A 19,464-nucleotide genomic window follows, 5' to 3' on the forward strand; every position below is an offset into this window, starting at 1 on the left:
AACAAAATGGCAAATTACTATACAGACCAACCAGAGATAGCGTTCCACTTAGACCATCCTCTGATGAAGCGCATTGTTGAGCTAAAAGAGCGCAACTATGCTGATAAAGACAAATTTGAAGATGCTCCTGTAAATTATGAGGATGCTATCGAAAACTATAAAAAGATATTAGACATTACGGGCGAGATTGCAGCCAACGTGATAGAACCTAATTCGGAAGCGGTAGACCTTGAAGGTCCTCACCTCATTGACAGCCGTATGCACTATGCAAGTAAGACTTACGAGAACCTTGATGCTACGCGCAAGGCTGGACTTTGGGGCGTTAGTATGCCACGCCAATATGGTGGTTTGAACCTTCCTAACGTGGTATTCTCAATGCTTTCAGAGATGATTTCGTCTGCTGATGGTGGTTTCCAAAACATTTGGTCTTTGCAGTCGTGCATCGATACCCTCTACGAATTTGGTAACGATGAGCAACGTGCAAAGTATATTCCACGCATTTGCAATGGCGAAACGATGTCGATGGACTTGACAGAGCCTGATGCTGGTTCCGATCTTCAGCGTGTAATGCTCAAAGCAACCTTTGATGAGAAAGAGAATTGTTGGCGTCTGAACGGTGTAAAGCGTTTCATTACCAATGGCGACTCTGACCTTCACCTTGTTTTGGCTCGCTCTGAAGAAGGCACACACGATGGTCGTGGACTCTCTATGTTTATCTACGACAAGCGTGATGGTGGTGTAGATGTACGTCACATTGAACACAAATTGGGTATCCACGGTTCACCAACTTGCGAATTGGTGTACAAGAATGCCAAAGCAGAATTGTGTGGTAACACTCGTATGGGTCTTATTAAATATGTGATGGCATTGATGAATGGCGCACGTCTTGGCATTGCTGCACAGAGTGTGGGCGTATCTCGTGAGGCTTATATGGAAGGTTTGAACTATGCACAACAACGTGCGCAGTTTGGCAAGAAGATTATCACCTTCCCAGCTGTTTACGATATGTTGTCAAGAATGAAAGCGAAGTTGGATGCAGGTCGTTCGTTGCTTTATCAAACAGCACGCTATGTAGATATTTACAAGGCATTGGAAGACATCTCACGCGACCAAAAGCTCACAGCAGAGGAACGCCAAGAGATGAAAAAGTACACTCGCCTTGCTGATGCCTTTACGCCAATCGCAAAGGGTATCAACTCTGAGTACGCTAACCAAAATGCTTACGACTCTATTTCTATTCACGGAGGTTCGGGCTTTATTATGGAATACAAGTGTCAAAGATTGTATCGTGATGCACGCATCTTCTCTATCTATGAAGGTACAACACAATTGCAGGTTGTAGCAGCGGTGCGTTATATCACCAATGGCACCTATCTCAACATTATGCGTGAAATGCTCGAAGAAAACGTTTGCGAATGTATGGGCGCACTAAAGACTCGTGTTGCAAAACTCATCGACCTCTACGAAGAATGTTTGGAGAAAATCAAAGCCAACGAATGTCAGGACGTTCAAGACTTCCTTGCTCGCCGTTTGTACAATATGACAGCCAGCATCATTGAGTCGCTCCTCCTCATTCAAGATGCCAGCAAAGCACCTGAGCTCTTTAAGAAGTCTGCTCATGTATTTGTACGTATGACCGAAGAGGAAGTAGCTGGTGCAGCTGCTTACATCAAAGCCTTCGAAGCTGAAGATTTGGAACACTTTAAGGCAGAGTAACAACTAATTCTATAAAAATAAACTCACCACTGTTAAGGACTCTCCCTTAACAGCGGTGAGTTTTTATATTTTATCCTCTCTACTCTCAATTATGTAGAAAGAATTGATTACTTTTGCAAATGACAAGCAGTAAACCCAAATCGGCCATTAGCCCGCAAAGGCTTTTTAAAGCGTTTAGATGTTATGCTTTTCTTCGTCTTTGCACCTTATTTTGGCTCTTTTCGTTTGTTTTTTCAGTTGTTTAGCTCGCTAAACGTCTTCAAAAACAACCAAAAATAGCTCAAAATAAGCTCGCAAATCTCGAAGAAGTCTAACGACCGATTTGAGGTAAAGATATAGCAGCAAAAGTATAACTTTCGGAAATAGTCATAAAGAAAATAAGTAGAAAGGAAACAAATGGTAAAGACAAAACACACGGAGGCAAAACCTTTTGTGAAGTGGGTTGGGGGTAAAACACAGCTATTGGGCGATATAGAAAAGTATTTGCCTAAAGATTTTGCACATCGTAACATCACTTACGTTGAACCATTTGTAGGTGGAGGGTCTGTCTTGTTTTGGATGTTGCGCACCTTTCCTAACATTTCACACGCTGTAATCAATGATATAAATCCCAAACTCATCAATGTTTATCGTGCAGTAAAAGAAAGTCCAACAGAACTTATCTCGCTTTTACAAACACTTGAAAATGAGTATCTGCCGTTAGATGCAGAACACAGAAAGGCTATGTTTTTAGCCAAACGTCAACTATTTAATAGCAATGAAATCAATGCAATGGAGCAAGCTGCGCTGTTTGTTTTCTTAAATCGTACTTGTTTCAATGGGTTGTATCGTGAAAACTTAAAGGGTTTGTTCAATGTTCCTCACGGCAAATATGCTAAACCTATGATTTGCAATGAAGATACCATAATGGCTGATGCTGAACTGTTACAGAAAGTAGAAATTTTGAATGGAGATTTTGCTTCCACAGCAGCTTTTGCAGGTGAGAATACATTCTACTATTTTGACCCTCCTTACAAACCTTTAAGTAGTACTTCATCATTTAATAATTATGTGAAAGAGAACTTTGATGACACAGAACAGATTCGCTTAAAAGAATTTTGTCAATATGTGGCAGCAAAGGGCAGTGAGTTTATTCTCAGCAATTCTGATGTGAAAAGCCACAACCCTGAAAACGATTTCTTTGACAACCTCTATTCCGATTACACTATTCACCGTGTATGGGCTTCCCGTATGGTAAATTCCAATGCCGAAAAGCGAGGAAAACTCTCCGAACTAATGATCTCGAATGTTAAACAGACGGCTTATAGAAACTTGTTTGATAAATAATAATATTTTCATTCTAAAACTTAGAAATTATGGTAACTCGTACAGAAAAAGATTTTGAATTGTTTATGTCTCAATTAAAAGAGACAACTATAAGCTTAGACTTTTATACCAATTTCCATAAATGTTATTCAAATATACAAGCAATAGAAATACATTTAACCCAAATCGGTCGTTAGACTTCTTCGAGATTTGCGAGCTTATTTTGAACTATTTTTGGTTGTTTTTGAAGACGTTTAGCGCGCTAAACAGCTGAAAAAACAAACGAAAAGTGCCAAAATAAGGTGCAAAGACGAAGAAAAGCATAACATCTAAACGCTTTAAAAAGTCTTTGCGGGCTAATGATCGATTTGGGTTTAATGAAAGAAATGAATAGTGGTAAACAGATGACCGATGTTTGGCATCTCCCTGCAATTGCACGGTGGGAAAAGTCGTGTCAAAAGCATCCAACCCAAAAACCACTTTCTTTATTAACAAGAATAATATTAGCTTCTACAAAAGAAGGTGATTGGGTGCTTGACCCATTTGCAGGAAGTAGTACAACAGGGATTGCTGCAAACTTATTTGGGCGTAGATATTTAGGCATTGAGCAAGAAGTTGAATTTTTAGAAATATCTAAAGCACGTAAAATGGAAATCGAAAACACTGAAACAGCCATAGCCTATAAAGAGAAAATTCTGAAAACACTGAATAATCCTTAGTCCTTTCTTCTCAATTCAATAACATTTACCTCTGGCCAAGCTCCTAAACGGAAAGGCATAGTGCCGCCAATGCCTAACGAAACATAGAGCATACTATTGCCTTCGGTGTATTTCCCACCCCATTCGTTGTATGCCCAGCGTGAGGGGGAGAAGCGTCCTATCTTCACTTGACCTGCGTGGGTATGGCCTGAAAGGGTAAGTGCTATATCAGTTTTATGGAGTACTCCGCTGCGCCAATGGGTGGGATCGTGGCTCAACAATACTTTGAATGTGCCATCAACCAATCCTTCCATCGCCTTGGACAAACTGCCAAAGCTCTTAAAAGGTGGTTTGCCTATGTTTTCGACACCAATAAGCGAGATGGATTCGCTTTTGTTTACGCCATTTTCATTGCGCAACCGCACAATATTAACGTGCTCATTCATCAACATTCGCCACCCCATTTTACCTTCCAAATACGCTAAAATGCGTTGATGGCGTTGAGCCGTAGTCTCTGCATTGCTACCTTTTTCTGCTGCTTTTTCACGTGTTGCCTCCATTCCATATTCACAATAATCGTGATTGCCCATCACGCTATATATGCCATCGGGAGCAGTTATGGAACTCAGACTTCGCATAAAAGGCCGCACTTCTTCAGCGTGTATATTCACAAGATCGCCTGTAAAGACCACAAGGTCAACCTGTTGTTTATTAATAGTTTGCACTACCTTTTCCACAAACTTAGGATTACGCAAGAAAGTACCCACGTGCAGGTCGGAAAACTGCAATATGCGATAACCATCGAAAGATTTTGGAAGCAAAGCAGACTCACAAGTAGCAGTTCGCACAACTATTCTACGCCAACCAAAGAAAAAACCATAGAGCAGAAAAGCCACAAGAAGACCCACCAAAGCTAAAGACAGACTGACAGAAAGCACAAACTGAAGCAGCGTAAAGACAAGTTTGGGCAATGCCATCAGCAAGACCAAAGAGAACAAAATGCGCAAGAAAGCATTATGATACACTCCCTTACGTGCCATAAAGAAGGCTGTAAGCGAAAAGATAGTAGGCAAAAACCACAACACATTGAACACCCACGAATGTAAAGGTTGAATATACGCTGTCCAGAGGTAAATATCGGGAACGAGGAGTAGGAATACGAAAAGAAGAATTTGTAGTATCATAGGCGTACAGCATTTTGATATGGCAAATATAACGATTAAATACTAAAAAGTCAAATTTTAAAGTGCAATATCCCAACTTTCGATTAAAAAAAACTAATGCCTTGATGGTTCTTCATTTTTTTATCGTATTTTTGTGGGCTAAAAAGGTATTTAATTTAATAAAAGGTAAAAAGAAGAATGAAGAAAATAAGAGCAGCCGTAGTAGGTTACGGCAACATTGGACGCTTTTCGGTAGAGACTCTTGAGGCATCAGCTGACTTTGAAATAGCTGGTATCGTGCGCCGTCAGGGTGACAAAGACAAACCTTTAGAACTTACGCCTTACGAGGTAGTTGACGATATAGCAAAGCTTAAAGATGTAGACGTGGCTATTCTTGCAGCTCCAACACGCAGTTGTCCCGAATATGCAGAACGTATTGTGGCACTCGGCATCAACACAGTAGACTCGTTCGACATTCACACAAGCATTCTTGACTATCGTACAAAACAGATGGAGAATTGCAAGAAGGCAGGAAAGGTGAGTGTTGTTGCAGCTGGTTGGGACCCTGGTTCAGACTCGGTAGTTCGTATCTTGATGGAGAGCCTTGCACCAAAAGGACTCACTTACACCAATTTCGGACCCGGTATGTCAATGGGACACTCTGTTTGTGTACGTGGTAAGAAGGGTGTTAAGAATGCTTTATCGGTTACAATTCCACTTGGTCAGAGCATTCACCGCCGTATGGTGTATGTAGAATTGGAAGAGGGAGCAAAGATAGAAGATGTTACAGCCGAAATCAAAGCCGACCCTTACTTCGCTCACGATGATACCCACGTGTTTGCAGTGGCAAGTGTTGACGATGTGCGCGATATGGGACACGGTGTAAACCTTGTTCGCAAGGGTGTGAGTGGTAAAACTCAAAATCAGCATTTCGAGTTCAATATGAGTATCAACAACCCTGCCCTTACCGCTCAAGTACTCGTAAACTGCGCCCGTGCTACAATGCGTCTTACACCAGGTTGTTACACAATGCCCGAAATCCCTGTAATCGACTATCTTCCTGCATCACGCGAAGAGATTATCAACTCTTTGGTATAAACTATTGAAGATAAACAAATAAAATAGAAAAAGGATTTTCTTCATCTCGGAGAAAATCCTTTTTTGTGTTATTACGCATTCAATATAGTTCTTAAATCATTGTAGATTTTATTCATCTCTACGTATTCATCACGAGACACTTGTTGGAGAATATCTTTAAAAAAACTACCATCCTCTACTTTATAGATACGTGTACCGATATAACGCACTAAGTCGTAAATGGCATGACCACGTACAAAGAGATATGCCGTAGAAGAGTTTAACCCTAATGCAGTGTATTGTTGCTCTTCTGTTTCATAATCAAACGAAAGTGCTTTATCAAGATACGGAGAAAAGTTTGATGAGATTTTCTGAATGAGTACTTCACCATTATTTTCAATTTCGTTACTCATACATTGTTGCGGTACACAAGCTCGGAACTGCTGCATTGTAAGCAAGGCTTTTCCTTCCTTTGTACTATGTAGCAACAACAATAAAGGTTTGTACAAGACAGACGAAAGACTGGTCAAAAATACATTAAAGTCAAAACCAAAGTCTCCTTTCTCATCAAGCCTTCTTTGCAATACTTCCGCTCTGCAAAGATGGTTTTCCCACGAGTAATAATAGGTTTGAGCAATGAAATGACTTGCGTCTATTTCGGGTTCTTGCAACAAATAACGCAAGTCGCTATCTATACAAATAAAAAAGTTCTTACAAAGATAAGGCTTGTAAGCTAAACATTGTTCACAGCCTGACGTTTCATTTCCCTTTTTGCTTTTACTATGTGTAATGTAATTAAACTCACCTTCCGTTGTACGTTGCAAAAGCGTATCCCAAAAGAAAATATCGTCTTCGTTTTCTAAATGTACAGAAGCAACAATCTTTGGATAGAGGATAGGCACATTTGCAAAGTAGCAAGCTTGGTTCAAATAGTTATTTTGCTGTTGCATCGCTTAAGATATTTTCCATATAAACAACCTTATCGCCCCACCCACTGCCAAATATCATAGGCGAATGGGTTGTTGTAATGATTTGCACATTAGGATTAATCTGGCGTATCCAATTTAACAATTCATATTGCCAACTAATGTGTAGCGATATTTCGGGCTCGTCCATAAGAACAATATGTTCCTTCTCGTCTTGCATCAATATTGTAAGTAGAATAATGAGCAATTGTTTTTCGCCTGCCGAAAGTCCATCAGCATAAATAGACGAACCATCGGTATCGAAAATAAATTCCAACTTACTCTTTTCTGCATTCAGCCTTTTACCCGTCTCTTTGAATGCTGTACCAATGATAGACTTAAACATATCGTTAGCACGATATATCTCTTTCACCTTTTCTTGGTCAATTTTCCCCTCTGCCTGTACAGTGTCAAGCATACGTTTAGACAATTCCGAAAGGTAATAGCCATACTCGCTTTGGAGCTTTTCCAACTGAGTATCAAGCACCGACTTATCGCCCGAGGTCTGAAACTTTATATCATTGGTTGAGATAAGGCTAAGATGAAGTTTTTTCTGTAAAGTTTCAGGCAATTTTGATGGGTCTATAACCTCACAAGGAGTCGAAATACCCACACCCACCTTATCAAGTGAGAGCTTATAATCATTAGTAAAACAAAATTCAACACGCTGATAATCACTTGATTGTTTTACTTCTATCGTGTTTAGCGTATTATTGATAATTTGCAATAGCGTAGTTTTAAACGATCCATTTATACCCGAAAGGATATTGACATCCTCGTGTAAGGCGAATGTAATATCATATTTGTTATAGAGTCCGTTTATCTTAATGTTTTTAATTTTCATACGCTATACTTATCCGTTATAAACTTTTAGCCTTATAGGCATTATTTCAGCAAAGTTACAAATATTCTTTTAATTTCCCCCTCCTTCATCGTTATATTTCAAGGTGTTACCACTATTCCCTATTTTTTTTGTACTTTTGCAACACAATAGTAAATAGAGGTAGCCAATAGGGACGGCTATCGCAGTTGAGAAATAATAAAGCAATAATGAATAGAAGTTTTAACCATCACCCAATGCTGTTAGATTGGGCTGCAATCCTGATGTTCACCTTGGGCGCATTATATGGTTTTTGGCATCGCGAAAATAGTATTTTGGTAGTGTTGGGCGTTATGTTTGTGCTGCTTACGATGGTGGCTTTAGACAAAGCGTTGCACACCATTTATGTGCTAACCGATGATGGTAAACTCACGATACGCAGAGGGAGATTTAAGAAAAGCAAGACCATTTTGTTGGCAGATATTAAAGAGGTAAAAACACTACCTTTGGCTTTCCGATTGGGAAGTTATGTGCTGATAGAATTGAAAGATGGAAAAGTGGAGAGTATCCAACCCGAAACAAGCGAAGCGTTTATTGCAGCAATAAGAAAAAGATTATGAAACTAAAGTATATATATGCTGTGGCGATGGCTGTAGTTTTTACAGTTCAGGCTTCCGCACAATCTAAAGTGTATCTTGATAGTGCTACAGTGGCACGCATTATTAGTGGAAAAGACATTGCCCCACCAACCCAACCCACAACTGTTGAAAGCAGACAAATAGACAATACTTCTGAAGATGCTGGAGAAGATAACGAGACAACAGAGCGTTTTCAGACCGACAATAGTCTCTCTTGGGAACAAAACATAAAGGCACGACTTGACGGAATACTACAAAGCGACATTACACAAACTACTTCGGTTGGGGTAATGGTGTGGGACTTGACCGATGACAAAAGCCTTTATAACTATCGTGAACGCACGCAGATGCGCCCTGCTTCTACAATGAAATGTATTACAGCTATTGCAGCATTAGACCGCCTGGGAGCTGATTATAATTTCAAAACTTCGGTTTACTATACAGGTACTTTGAACGACTCTACACAAACGCTTGATGGCGACATTTACTGTGTGGGCGGAATGGACCCTATGTTAAGCAATACAGACGTTACAGCCATTGCCGAAGCGATAAAGGACTTGGGTATTCAGAACATCAATGGCAGCATCTATGCCGACTTGTCGTTCAAAGATAAAAACGAGTTTGGCAAAGGCTGGTGTTGGGACGATAAAAATCCCCCACTCCGTCCTTTACAGATAGGCAAGCGTGATGTGTTTCTCTCAACGCTGAAAAGCAAACTTCGTGAGTGTGGCATTTCGCACAATGGCATAATGGGCGAAAAGGTTTTGCCACAAGGTGTTACACTCATTACAGAACGCACCCACCCTATCGCACAAGTAATGTATAAGATGATGAAAGAGAGCAATAATCTCTATGCAGAGTCGATGTTTTACCAAGTGGCAGCTTCAGTAGGGGGGAAATGGAACTCGGTTCGAAAGGGCGAAATGGTTATCAATAAACTGATACAAAAGTTAGGCTTGCAACCCCGAAACTATAACATTGCCGATGGTTCAGGGCTATCGCTCTACAACTATGTCAGTCCCGAATTAGAGATCCAACTGCTTCGTTATGCTTACAAGCAACCCAACATTTACCCCACCCTTCTCAACACTTTGCCTATTGCAGGTGTCGACGGAACATTGAGGAAACGTATGCGAGGTACGGCAGCAGCAGGCAATGTGCGAGCTAAAACAGGTACGGTAATGGGGGTAAGTTCGTTAGCAGGTTACCTCACCGCATCAAATGGACACACGCTCTGCTTCGCTATCATCGTAAATGGGGGTATGTCGCAAGCACCAATGCGTGGTTTACAAAATCGCATTTGTGTAGCTTTGTGCCAATAGTGTTCCAACCGATAATTTGCATTAGGATATTGTTCTATTTTTCCTCATTCCATTTTAGACTTATCAAACATCAATGATAAGAAAGCAAAACATATATGTTTGGTGTTGTCAAAGTTGAACTTTGGGAGGCTCAAACATATATGTTTTATTGTGTCAAAGTTGAACTTTGAGAAGCTACCTTTCAAGCCTCTATAAATCAAGTATTTACAAGTATCAAAACTATATTTCTCCCTCAAGTCTTAATTGTTCTATCCTTCCTTTTACTAAAAGCCATATACTTTCATCACAAACCTTACTCTTGAACTACGCAAATAGCATCATAGACTAAAATATAACCTTAAAAAACTACACTTACAAGTGTTCAAATATAGATAGAAAAATATATTTTAAACCCAAATCGGTCGTTAGACTTCTTCGAGATTTACAAGCTTATTTTAAGCTATTTTTGGTTGTTTTTGAAGACGTTTAGCGAGCTAAACAACTGAAAAAACAAACGAAAAGAGCCAAAATAAGGTGCAAAGACGAAGAAAAGCATAACATCTAAACACTTTAAAAAGCCTTTGCGGGCTAATGATCGATTTGGGTTTAAATATTGTTAAAAACGTATTTCGAAAAAATAAAGTAATTATCTTTGCAGCCAAAATACTACAAAAAAACATAAATAAACAATTAACCAAACTATCAGTTATTATTTCTCTTGTTGCTTTTACAAGCTGTCAACAAGAAAGTTATAGACTTGGCAAATGAACCACAATCAAGAGCAAACGACAAACTTACTGAGTTTGCAGACAATTTTTATGTAGTAACATTTGAAAATGAACACGGATATGCCATAGTGTCTAAGGATAAAAGAACTTTCCCTGTTTATGCAGTATTAGATTCTGGAAGGTTTAAGAAAAACATCTTGCAAGAAGCTGAAATGCAACACCATATTCAGAATATGATTGCAGGTAATAATAAGGAAATACAGGATTGCCAAAAGGAAGCACAACAATATAAAGCAATGTGTACAACAAGAGGAAATAATGATAAACCTGCACTAAATACAGAAAATGCAATACAAGAGAGGCACTCAATGAAAAATGGAGAAATGTAGGTAATGAATTTAAGTATACAGGAAAGAATAATGCTATGGATTATCGTTCAAAACCTGCTTATCTTATTTTATGGCCAAAACAAGAAAATTAATATACCCTTAATTCCGCAACACTATTATAACTTAAACTATTTAAGTACCTGAGCAACAAAAAGTTGCTCAGGATTTTGCCATGTCAAAGAATTCACTTATCTTAGTGTTGCAAAACAAGCAAGCAAAACTCTGATATGGCATGGCAAAAATACATATTAAATCCGAGAAACTCACTCCTTTTGGGGGATTATTTTCAATCATGGAGCAATTTGACTCCACATTATCATCTGTAATCGACTCAACCCTCGGTCTAAGGTGTGGATCGTTTGGTTATCAGTACAGCGAAATCATCCGTTCTCTCATGAGTATCTACTTCTGTGGCGGTTCATGTACCCCAGGATGTCACTACTCATTTGATGAATCACCTCTCGCTTCATCCGACACTTCGCACTTGTAGCTCTGATACTATCCTCAGAGCGATAAAGGAGTTGACGCAAGAAAACATCTCATACACGTCAGATACGGGTAAGAACTACGATTTCAACACGGCTGACACTCTCAATACTTTATTGCTCAATTGTATATTTGCATCTGGCCAACTGAAAGAGGGTGAGATGTATGATGTTGATTTCGACCATCAGTTCATAGAGACAGAGAAGTATGATGCAAAGCCTACATACAAGAAGTTCCTTGGTTATCGCCCTGGCGTGGCGGTTATTGGCGATTTGATAGTCGGTATAATCCGTAACTTTTACAAGGCCATTATTCAAAGACTTGACGTAAAGAAGTTCGGACTCAATGCAACAAGTCGCATAAAAGCGTTTGTCTTCAGGTTTATCTCTGTACCAGCCAAGTGGATCAGGACATCAAGGCGGTATGTGCTGAATATCTATACCTGTAATAATGCTTACGCAGATGTTTCCCATACTGATTTTGGATCATGCCTACAACTTATGGGAATGATATTGTGTATTGCCTCAAGTCACATTGTGGGGTAAGGGGATATTGTAGGCAGAAGTGGGTGCTTCAAGTTCAAATTATTTGCAAATTCAGTAATGAGAGGACGGGTAAACGCAATAAGGACGTTCAAGGGCTTAGTTGCAGATTTGAGGCTTAATTTTTTCATAATTTTAAGTTGTTAAGTTATTATTACCCTAATATTACGCTAGGGACTGCATTTTGTTTCATGTATAAATCTGATGATACTAAAGTTGAATTCTTTCAGAAGATTTGTAGTAATATATCCACTAGTGTATTAATGAAATACTCTTTTGAAGTGCTAATTTCTGTAACATCTCTAAAGTTTTATTTCTTAATTAATTATTTGATTTTTTCACCGAAGGGTATCTTTTATTTTTTCCTTATAAATACAAAAAAAGAGATAACGACAAAGAATAACACATAGGCTATGTTTACGTATTCGCCTTTCGAAAAGTTTATTATCCCGCTATAAAAACAATAGTTTAATCTCCACACTGTACTATAGGGTATAAGGTAGATATAATCTTTATTTTGAGCAATAATACCAAAAATCGTCATGAGGCTAGCAAACCCAATAGGTAAAACAAAACTCTTAAAAATCAAACTAAGATAATATTGTATAAATGAAACAGCAGAAAGTGCTATAAACAAATAAGAGAAATAAGAAGCTATTAGGTTATTAACATTATAACTGGAGAATTCATATCCAGGTAATAACTTATCCAGAGCAAAACCAGACAGGAGGAAAGTAAGATAACCTATAAGGAAAGAAATAAAGTTAATCTCTAAAAGGAAGACTATTTTGCTCGAATAAATTGTCAGCTTGCTAATTGGTCTTGTAAAAAGAAGTCTAAATCCATAATTCTTATATTCTACATCGCATAAAGAATAACTCAAAATGGCTGCAAGAATTGGATAAAGCAGAGCATAGGAGTCGAAGATGTATCTACCCAATACCCATACCCAAGGATTATAATCAAAAGTTATTACCGGATTATAGATATCATCAGCATGTTTATGCAAAACATATATATCGACGCATAAAGTCATGAACAAAGGAAATAGCAAGAAAAGCCAAATGGCAATATTAAATCTTAATTTATAGTGTTCACTTTTAAGAATAGTAAAGAACGATATAGGTTTCATAAGTCGGTTTTTATTAGATGAAGGAATACAGACTCCAAATTTTCTTGGTATGTATCTGCAAATAAAATTTGAATGTGGTTTTGTTGCATTAATTTTTTAAAACTGTCAAAGGAACCATCTTGCTCTATTTCTATAATAAGCGTTGCTTCAGAGATCCTTTTTGTGGGAATCAAGTGTTCTTTACATATCTTCATGCATCGTTCCGGTTGGTCCGTATGTATTAAATAAGATTGCTTTTTCTGATTGAGTAGACTATTAATTTCTCCTTGAAACAATAATCTTTTATTATTTAATATTCCGATGTGTGTGCATATTTTCTCCATTTCAGCTAAGATATGTCCTGAAATGAAAATAGTTTTTCCTTTACTTTTAAGTTTGAACATTAGCTCTCTCATTTCAAAAACACCTTGAGGATCTAGTCCATTGAGTGGTTCGTCAAGAATGAGTAATTTAGGATTATGAAACATTGCCATCGCAATTCCCAAGCGTTGTTTCATTCCTGTAGAATATTTTCTAACTTTTTTGTCTTTATCTTTAGTCAAATTCACAAGCTCTAGAACCTCTTGAATGCGTTTTTGTCCACAATGATATAGTATATCCAAATATTTTAGATTCTCATAGGCACTCAAATCTGCATAAAAGAATGGATGTTCAATCAAGCATCCTATATTTTGAAGGATATGCAATCTGTTGGAATGAAATTCTTTTTTACCTTAATTCCGCAGCATAAATTCTTGTAAGAACTCCAAGTGCCTGAGAAACAAAGTTCTCAAAACACTTGGATATGTCAGAAATTTCACCTATCTTGGTGCTGTAAACATAAACGAGTAAGCAAAAAACTGATATGGCAAAGGTAGCAATTAAAAACGAGAATATCACTTCTTTCGGTGGAATTTATCATATTATGGACGTTTTCTCAAAGTTGGGCTTTGAAAAACTTACCGAATCTGTATTGGGCAAACGTGGAAGTAGCGGCAAAGCATTCTGTTATGGAAGTATTTTTGGATCTCTCTTCTTCAGTTACCTTTGTGGTGGAGAATGCCTTGAGGACATCAATGCGCTTATTGGGCAGTTCAAGCAAAGACCTGATACGCTGTTACCCGGTGCCGACACTGTGGGGCGCGGACTAAAGGAGCTTACCGAGAAAAATATTGTCTATAAGAGCAAGACCTCCGACAAGTCGTATAGTTTCAACACAGCAGAAAAGTTGAATACCTTACTTTTACGGATGATACGAAGAATGGGGCTTATAAAGGTGGGCAGTCATGTTGACTTAGACTTTGATCACCAGTTTATTCCAGCCCACAAGTTCGATGCAAAATATTCTTACAAGCAGGATTTTGGCTATTTCCCTGGTTGGGCTTCCATTGGGGGAATCATAGTCGGAGGTGAGAATCGTGACGGAAACACCAATGTGAGATTCCATCAAGAAGACACGCTCCGTCGCATTATGGACCGTGTAACCTCAGAACTTGGTGTGGTAATAGAGCGTTTCCGTGCTGATTGCGGATCGTTCTCAAAGGAAATTATCCAAACCGTAGAGCAGCGCTGCAACACGTTCTATATACGTGCTGCCAACTGCGGCAGCCGACACGAGGACTTCCGCCAGCTGAAAGAATGGAAGAGTGTTGAGGTTGATTATGAGAGATGCGATGTCACCTCCGTCAGCATAGACAACTTAATAGAAGGAAAGTCATACAGGCTTGTCGTACAGCGTAGTCCTTTGAAAGACAAGGATGGCAAGCAACAGACAGATATGTTCGGAGTAATATACACATACCGCTGTATCCTCACCAATAACTGGATGTCTACCGAGAAAGACATCATTACATTTTATAATGAGCGTGGAGCAAGCGAAAAGAACTTCGACATACAGAACAATGACTTCGGATGGTCACATCTGCCCTTTTCCTTTATGGCTGAGAATATGGTTTTTATGATGGTTACCGCCATGCTGAAGAACTTCTATCTCTATCTCGTCCGTCATATCAGCGATAAGGTCAAGCCATTGAAAAANCGATTGCCCAAATCCTTCATGGCAGAGAACACCGTGTTCCTTCTTCTTACAGCACTTATCCGTAACTTCTACAAGGCCATTATCCAAAGACTTGATGTAAAGAGGTTCGGACTCAATACAACAAGCCGCATAAAAGCGCTTGTCTTCAGGTTTGTCTCTGTACCAGCAAAGTGGATCAGGACATCAAGGCAGTATGTGCTGAATATCTATACTTGTAACAATGCTTACGCGGATGTGTTCCAGACAGATTTTGGATAACGCCTACAACTTATGGGTATGATACTGCGTATTGCCTCAAGTCGCATTGTGGGGTAAGGGGATGTTGTAGGCTGAAGTGGGGATTTCAGTTCTAATTATCTGCAAATTCAGTAATGAGAGGATGTGTACACGCAAGAAGGACGTTGAAAAGTTAAGTTGCGGATTTGAGGTATACAATGAAAAAATCTATCTTACTTCAATACTTCGTTAATTCTAATGTAATCGTTTGAAAATGAGAGAGTTAATTAACTTAATATAACTAATAAAATTTGGCCAAGTGGCTGATTATCAGTAACTTTATAGTAGCAAAAACATAAAGCAAATGACATCAGAACCACTCGACCAATATACAGAAATCTGCAGAGATGCCNTTTATTGAAAAATACCGTATTTATTTTAGTTTGCTCCAATCCTAAAAGTATCTTTATCGTTGTTGATTTACCCTCTCCATTCTTGCCTAAGTATCCATAAATGGAACCTTCTGGAATCTTCAAGTTAATGTCTTCTAATACAGAATGATTTCTGTAGTTAAAAGTGAGATGGCTAGTTTCAAGTATATTCATAATCAACACTTTCTATTAAAATTATTCGTATTTAACCTTAATTCCGCAACACTATTATAAATTAAACTTATTAAGTACCTGAGCAACAAAAAGTTGCTTAGGATTTTGCCACGTCAGATTTTTCACTTATCTTAGTGTTGTAAAAAAAACAAGAGAATCCGACGATAGGCATGGCGAAGATACAAATTAAATCTGAGAAACTCACTCCTTTTGGGGGATTATTTTCAATCATGGAGCAATTTGACTCCACATTATCATCTGTAATCGACTCAACCCTCGGTCTAAGGTGTGGATCGTTCGGTTATCAGTACAGCGAAATCATCCGTTCTCTCATAAGTATCTACTTCTGTGGCGGTTTATGTACCCCCGGATGTCACTACTCATTTGATGAACCACCTCTCGCTTCATCCGACACTTCGCACTTGTAGCTCTGATACTATCCTCAGAGCGATAAAGGAGTTGACGCAAGAAAACATTTCATACACATCAGATATGGGCAGGACCTACGAGTTCAATACGGCTGACACTCTCAATACTTTATTGCTCAATTGTATATTTGCATCTGGCCAACTGAAAGAGGGTGAGATGTATGATGTTGATTTCGACCACCAGTTCATAGAGACAGAGAAGTATGATGCAAAGCCTACATACAAGAAGTTCCTTGGTTATCGCCCTGGCGTGGCGGTTATTNGTTAAGTTCAACCTCTACCTTTCCCAGCGTTATCTGAACATGGACGGACTGTTGGCTATAGCCATAGATCCGAGCTACATCAGTAAGTCAGGCAAGAAGACTCCGCATGTTGGTACTTTCTGGTCCGGCTGTGCAGGTTCCATGAAACACGGACTTGAAATCATGGGACTTGCCCTTGTCGATGTCTACGCCAACAACTGTATGATGCTTCGTGCCCATCAAACCCCTTCTACAAGAGAGTTGAAACTGCGTAGCATGACTCTTGTGCAGCATTACATTGCCGTCATCAAACGCTACAGGAAAGAATTGTTGAAGGTCACCGATATTGTTGTCGCTGATGCTTTCTTCTCTATCCGTCCGTTTGTGGAGGGAATCAAGGAGCAAGGCTTTCATCTTGTCAGCCGTTTCAGGGATACGGCGAGCCTATACTATGTGTACACGGGACCTCGTTCCAATAAGCCCGGGCGTCCCAAAACACTTGACGGGAAAATCAATTACAAGAAACTCGACCTCACGCGTATGGCGAAGATGCATATCGAAGGACTTGAAGGCACAGCTTACACACTCATCGCCTATTCAAAGGCACTGAAGCAGAAAGTGCGTCTTGTCATTTGGGTGATGCCGAACGGCAAGCACAAACTTTTCTTCTCTACAAAGACAGCCATATCAGGTGAGGAAGTGTTGCGCACATACCGCTCAAGATTCCAAATCGAGTTTTGCTTCCGTGATGCCAAGCAGTATACCGGACTCGCGCATTGCCAGGCAAGGCACAAGAATCAGTTGGACTTCTCCTACAACGCATCATTTGCATCACAGAATGTGGCAAAGGTGATGATGAAGGAAAACGGGCTACCGTATTCCATGGCTTCTTTCAAGGAGCTCATGGCGAGCACATACATTGCAAAATTAATTTTCGACAGGTGTCGGAGCATACCGAACCGAAAGTTAATTAGTCATACTATCAAAGAACTCTTTGGCTGGCAGAGGAAAGCTGCGTAACAATTATCTCAAATTTTAACGAACTATTGTTACTTATTACAAATGTTTTATTTCTTGTGTTCTGTTTAACAGCTTGTGACGATTTAAGTCAAGAAGCAAGAAGCAAATATATAAGTTTAGCATTTGATGCTCAAGGAGGAACGCAAATTAACGAAGTAATCTTGAAAAAGCATCCTTGGTGGTTTAACACCTTATATCTTACAATAAAAGATCCTGACATAACTAAAGAAGAATTTAAGGACGGAAGAATTGATCCTAAAAAAATAGAAAATGAACTTTTGCCTAATGGTGTTCAACGAATACACTATGATTGGGTAACATTCTATATTGCAAACGATTTAAAATCTATTGAAGTAAAGGTAGAGAAAAACAATACGCATAAACCAAGAGGTATTGAATTTGTTACTTATGGATACAGAGAAAGTGCTGTAGATTTTTTTGTATATCAAGAGGCATAAAAAGAACTTTGTTATACCTCATATAAAAGCCATAGACAGCTTTGCTTTTGCTTTGCTGTCTATGGCTATAAAAGATGGATTGCACACTTTATCAGTCTATAACAACGGGCTAAGCAGTCGCACTAAAGATTCCCAAAGACGGAAAAGGAACGATTCGTTATTGATAGTACGGAGCTGTTCTAACGGAATAGTATCGACAGAATCTGTAAGGAATATTTCTTTGATGCGTATTGCGGTGGTAGTATCGTAGAAGAAAGCATTGCCCTCAAAATTGTTTTCAAAACTTCGGAAATCAATGTTGGTCGACCCTATGGTAGCAATGCTGTCATCGGCTACAAGAAGTTTGGAATGGTTGAAGCCCTTTGTGTAGAGCAACACCTTTGCACCTGCCTTTGCTATTTGACAAAGATAAGTGCGTGAAGCCAAACTTACGAGTTTAGAATCAGCGTTTAAAGGAAGCAACAGGCGTACATCTACACCCGCCAATGCTGCTGTGCGAAGGGCAAAGAGTATAGGTTCGGTAGGCAAGAAATAAGGGCTCTCCATATAGATGTAATGCTTTGCGCTCATTAGAATTTTTAGATAGCCCTGCTCTATTTCTGGCCACAGATTTGTAGGACTGCTTGTTACAATCTGAATAAGGCTATTGTTGGGCGTAAGGGTGGTTTCGGGATAGTATTTTCGGTCGGTAATGAGTGTGCGATCGGCAAAAAACCAGTCGATAAGGAAAGCACGCTGAAGTCCATAAACGGCAGCTCCCTCTATCCTGACGTGAGTATCGCGCCACGCTTCGCGCTGTGTCCCTTTTACATAACGTAGAGCGATGTTCATTCCCCCTATAAAGCCCACCTTGCCATCAACGACGATAATTTTGCGATGGTTGCGATAATTCACCTTTCCCGTAAATGCAGGAAAGCGCACAGGCATAAACGAGTGAACCTCAATGCCTTCCTCACGCATTTCTTCAAAGAAACGATTGCTTGCTTTCCACGAACCCACATCGTCGTAAAGAAAACGCACCTCAACGCCCTCACGAGCCTTTGCAATGAGGGCATCACGTACGAGGCGCCCTAAAGGGTCGTCTTCGATGATATAAGAAACAATGTGAATATGGTGTTTTGCCTTGTTAAACTCAGCCAACAAGGTAGGAAAAAATTCGTAACCAGAGGTATAGACTTCCGTTTCGTTGTTTTTGAATGGTAAAGCCCAATTCTGATTCATAAAAAGTTGTATGATTTCTTTATGTTCGGTTGGAATTTGAAGGTTCTTTTGTTCTACAAATTCCACCATCGAACGCTTGGTCAGTTGGTCAAGACTGCGCTGCCAGATATGCCTATCTTTACGAGTGCGCCGCCCAAAGAAGAAGTACAGGACAATTCCCAACAGCGGCATAAAAGCCAGCACCAATATCCAAGCAATGGTTTTGGCAGGTTGGCGATGCTCCATTACAACGGTTATCATTGCCAAAATGGCAATAACGGTGTAGGCAACGAGAACTATCCAGTGTACATAAATCAT

Annotated in this window: 16 protein-coding genes and 6 pseudogenes; 15 read left to right on the forward strand and 7 right to left on the reverse strand. The window is 39.4% G+C overall.

Going from position 1 to position 19,464, the window contains the following annotated elements; genetic code table 11:
- Window positions 1–6: 6 nt before the first annotated feature.
- The 4 genes and pseudogenes from CZ367_RS00275 to CZ367_RS00290 all read left to right on the forward strand — a co-directional run.
- Window positions 7–1,716, forward strand: coding sequence for an acyl-CoA dehydrogenase family protein (locus CZ367_RS00275; RefSeq protein ID WP_077195243.1), 1,710 nt, complete (start codon window positions 7–9; stop codon window positions 1,714–1,716).
- A 396-nt stretch (window positions 1,717–2,112) separates the two neighbouring features.
- Window positions 2,113–3,042, forward strand: coding sequence for a DNA adenine methylase (locus CZ367_RS00280; RefSeq protein WP_077195244.1), 930 nt, complete (start codon window positions 2,113–2,115; stop codon window positions 3,040–3,042).
- A 29-nt stretch (window positions 3,043–3,071) separates the two neighbouring features.
- Window positions 3,072–3,218 carry a DpnII family type II restriction endonuclease gene (locus CZ367_RS16585; RefSeq protein ID WP_144005916.1) on the forward strand — a complete coding sequence of 49 codons (147 nt, stop codon included), beginning with the start codon at window positions 3,072–3,074 and terminating at the stop codon, window positions 3,216–3,218.
- A 177-nt stretch (window positions 3,219–3,395) separates the two neighbouring features.
- Window positions 3,396–3,740, forward strand: a pseudogene (locus tag CZ367_RS00290) (DNA-methyltransferase); the annotation flags it as partial.
- Here CZ367_RS00290 and CZ367_RS00295 read toward each other — a convergent pair.
- The gene (locus tag CZ367_RS00295) at window positions 3,737–4,903 is read right to left on the reverse strand and encodes a metallophosphoesterase (protein ID WP_084793455.1); all 1,167 of its coding nucleotides are present in this window, start codon (window positions 4,901–4,903) and stop codon (window positions 3,737–3,739) included. The pseudogene CZ367_RS00290 and the gene CZ367_RS00295 overlap by 4 nt on opposite strands.
- 177 nt (window positions 4,904–5,080) lie before the next feature.
- Here CZ367_RS00295 and CZ367_RS00300 point away from each other — a divergent pair, with 177 nt between their 5' ends.
- Window positions 5,081–5,980 carry a diaminopimelate dehydrogenase gene (locus CZ367_RS00300; RefSeq protein WP_077195246.1) on the forward strand — a complete coding sequence of 300 codons (900 nt, stop codon included), beginning with the start codon at window positions 5,081–5,083 and terminating at the stop codon, window positions 5,978–5,980.
- A gap of 71 nt (window positions 5,981–6,051) precedes the next feature.
- Here the strand turns inward: CZ367_RS00300 and CZ367_RS00305 are convergent, their stop codons facing one another.
- Entirely contained in the window at window positions 6,052–6,909 is an 858-nt protein-coding gene (locus CZ367_RS00305) for a DUF4435 domain-containing protein (RefSeq protein ID WP_077195248.1), read from the reverse strand.
- Window positions 6,893–7,768 carry an AAA family ATPase gene (locus tag CZ367_RS00310; RefSeq protein WP_077195250.1) on the reverse strand — a complete coding sequence of 292 codons (876 nt, stop codon included), beginning with the start codon at window positions 7,766–7,768 and terminating at the stop codon, window positions 6,893–6,895. Before CZ367_RS00310 ends, CZ367_RS00305 begins: the two co-directional genes overlap by 17 nt.
- 206 nt (window positions 7,769–7,974) lie before the next feature.
- On the opposite strand from CZ367_RS00310, the gene CZ367_RS00315 reads away from it, so the two are divergent.
- The 5 genes and pseudogenes from CZ367_RS00315 to CZ367_RS16035 all read left to right on the forward strand — a co-directional run bounded on the left by CZ367_RS00315 (window position 7,975) and on the right by CZ367_RS16035 (window position 11,975).
- Window positions 7,975–8,364: a PH domain-containing protein gene (locus tag CZ367_RS00315; RefSeq protein WP_144005917.1), complete on the forward strand. Its 390-nt coding sequence runs from the start codon at window positions 7,975–7,977 to the stop codon at window positions 8,362–8,364.
- Window positions 8,361–9,704, forward strand: coding sequence for a D-alanyl-D-alanine carboxypeptidase/D-alanyl-D-alanine endopeptidase (gene dacB / locus CZ367_RS00320; RefSeq protein WP_077195253.1), 1,344 nt, complete (start codon window positions 8,361–8,363; stop codon window positions 9,702–9,704). Before CZ367_RS00315 ends, dacB begins: the two co-directional genes overlap by 4 nt.
- Before the next feature lie 736 nt (window positions 9,705–10,440).
- Complete coding sequence (locus CZ367_RS00325) at window positions 10,441–10,800, forward strand: Spi family protease inhibitor (RefSeq protein WP_077195255.1); 360 nt, start codon at window positions 10,441–10,443, stop codon at window positions 10,798–10,800.
- Window positions 10,801–11,032: 232 nt separating this feature from the next.
- Window positions 11,033–11,771 (forward strand): annotated as a pseudogene (locus CZ367_RS00330) (hypothetical protein); the annotation flags it as partial.
- Between the two features lie 15 nt (window positions 11,772–11,786).
- Window positions 11,787–11,975 (forward strand): annotated as a pseudogene (locus CZ367_RS16035) (hypothetical protein).
- 208 nt (window positions 11,976–12,183) lie between these two features.
- Here the strand turns inward: CZ367_RS16035 and CZ367_RS00335 are convergent.
- Entirely contained in the window at window positions 12,184–12,960 is a 777-nt protein-coding gene (locus CZ367_RS00335; protein ID WP_077195256.1) for an ABC transporter permease, read from the reverse strand.
- A complete protein-coding gene (locus CZ367_RS00340) occupies window positions 12,957–13,646 on the reverse strand; it encodes an ABC transporter ATP-binding protein (RefSeq protein ID WP_262500711.1) in 690 nt (229 codons plus the stop codon). The genes CZ367_RS00335 and CZ367_RS00340 overlap by 4 nt, the downstream gene beginning before the upstream one ends.
- Before the next feature lie 158 nt (window positions 13,647–13,804).
- On the opposite strand from CZ367_RS00340, the pseudogene CZ367_RS00350 reads away from it, so the two are divergent.
- A pseudogene (locus CZ367_RS00350) lies at window positions 13,805–14,974 on the forward strand (IS1380 family transposase); the annotation flags it as partial.
- 3 nt (window positions 14,975–14,977) lie between these two features.
- Window positions 14,978–15,235 (forward strand): annotated as a pseudogene (locus tag CZ367_RS16695) (IS1380 family transposase); the annotation flags it as partial.
- 245 nt (window positions 15,236–15,480) lie between these two features.
- On the opposite strand, the gene CZ367_RS16590 reads toward CZ367_RS16695, so the two are convergent.
- The gene (locus CZ367_RS16590; protein WP_077195257.1) at window positions 15,481–15,798 is read right to left on the reverse strand and encodes an ATP-binding cassette domain-containing protein; all 318 of its coding nucleotides are present in this window, start codon (window positions 15,796–15,798) and stop codon (window positions 15,481–15,483) included.
- 170 nt (window positions 15,799–15,968) lie between these two features.
- Here CZ367_RS16590 and CZ367_RS00365 point away from each other — a divergent pair.
- The 3 genes and pseudogenes from CZ367_RS00365 to CZ367_RS00375 all read left to right on the forward strand — a co-directional run.
- Window positions 15,969–16,488 (forward strand): annotated as a pseudogene (locus CZ367_RS00365) (IS1380 family transposase); the annotation flags it as partial.
- A gap of 40 nt (window positions 16,489–16,528) precedes the next feature.
- Complete coding sequence (locus CZ367_RS00370; RefSeq protein WP_449421160.1) at window positions 16,529–17,488, forward strand: transposase; 960 nt, start codon at window positions 16,529–16,531, stop codon at window positions 17,486–17,488.
- 26 nt (window positions 17,489–17,514) lie between these two features.
- Complete coding sequence (locus tag CZ367_RS00375; protein ID WP_144005918.1) at window positions 17,515–17,946, forward strand: hypothetical protein; 432 nt, start codon at window positions 17,515–17,517, stop codon at window positions 17,944–17,946.
- 96 nt (window positions 17,947–18,042) lie between these two features.
- Here CZ367_RS00375 and cls read toward each other — a convergent pair whose 3' ends face one another.
- Window positions 18,043–19,464, reverse strand: a complete 1,422-nt coding sequence (cls, locus tag CZ367_RS00380; protein WP_077195260.1) for a cardiolipin synthase — start codon at window positions 19,462–19,464, stop codon at window positions 18,043–18,045.

The organism is Prevotella ihumii, from assembly GCF_900155655.1.
Taxonomy (GTDB): Bacteria; Bacteroidota; Bacteroidia; order Bacteroidales; family Bacteroidaceae; genus Prevotella; species Prevotella ihumii.

What these genes read in the sequence shown, in the direction of transcription:
- CZ367_RS00275 (WP_077195243.1), top strand. Translation starts at nt 7, where the DNA reads ATGGCAAATTACTATACAGACCAACCAGAGATAGCGTTCCACTTAGAC.
- CZ367_RS00280 (WP_077195244.1), top strand. Translation starts at nt 2,113, where the DNA reads ATGGTAAAGACAAAACACACGGAGGCAAAACCTTTTGTGAAGTGGGTT.
- CZ367_RS16585 (WP_144005916.1), top strand. Translation starts at nt 3,072, where the DNA reads ATGGTAACTCGTACAGAAAAAGATTTTGAATTGTTTATGTCTCAATTA.
- CZ367_RS00295 (WP_084793455.1), bottom strand. Translation starts at nt 4,903, where the DNA reads ATGATACTACAAATTCTTCTTTTCGTATTCCTACTCCTCGTTCCCGAT.
- CZ367_RS00300 (WP_077195246.1), top strand. Translation starts at nt 5,081, where the DNA reads ATGAAGAAAATAAGAGCAGCCGTAGTAGGTTACGGCAACATTGGACGC.
- CZ367_RS00305 (WP_077195248.1), bottom strand. Translation starts at nt 6,909, where the DNA reads ATGCAACAGCAAAATAACTATTTGAACCAAGCTTGCTACTTTGCAAAT.
- CZ367_RS00310 (WP_077195250.1), bottom strand. Translation starts at nt 7,768, where the DNA reads ATGAAAATTAAAAACATTAAGATAAACGGACTCTATAACAAATATGAT.
- CZ367_RS00315 (WP_144005917.1), top strand. Translation starts at nt 7,975, where the DNA reads ATGAATAGAAGTTTTAACCATCACCCAATGCTGTTAGATTGGGCTGCA.
- dacB (WP_077195253.1), top strand. Translation starts at nt 8,361, where the DNA reads ATGAAACTAAAGTATATATATGCTGTGGCGATGGCTGTAGTTTTTACA.
- CZ367_RS00335 (WP_077195256.1), bottom strand. Translation starts at nt 12,960, where the DNA reads ATGAAACCTATATCGTTCTTTACTATTCTTAAAAGTGAACACTATAAA.
- CZ367_RS00370 (WP_449421160.1), top strand. Translation starts at nt 16,529, where the DNA reads ATGGACGGACTGTTGGCTATAGCCATAGATCCGAGCTACATCAGTAAG.
- cls (WP_077195260.1), bottom strand. Translation starts at nt 19,464, where the DNA reads ATGATTTATGTACACTGGATAGTTCTCGTTGCCTACACCGTTATTGCC.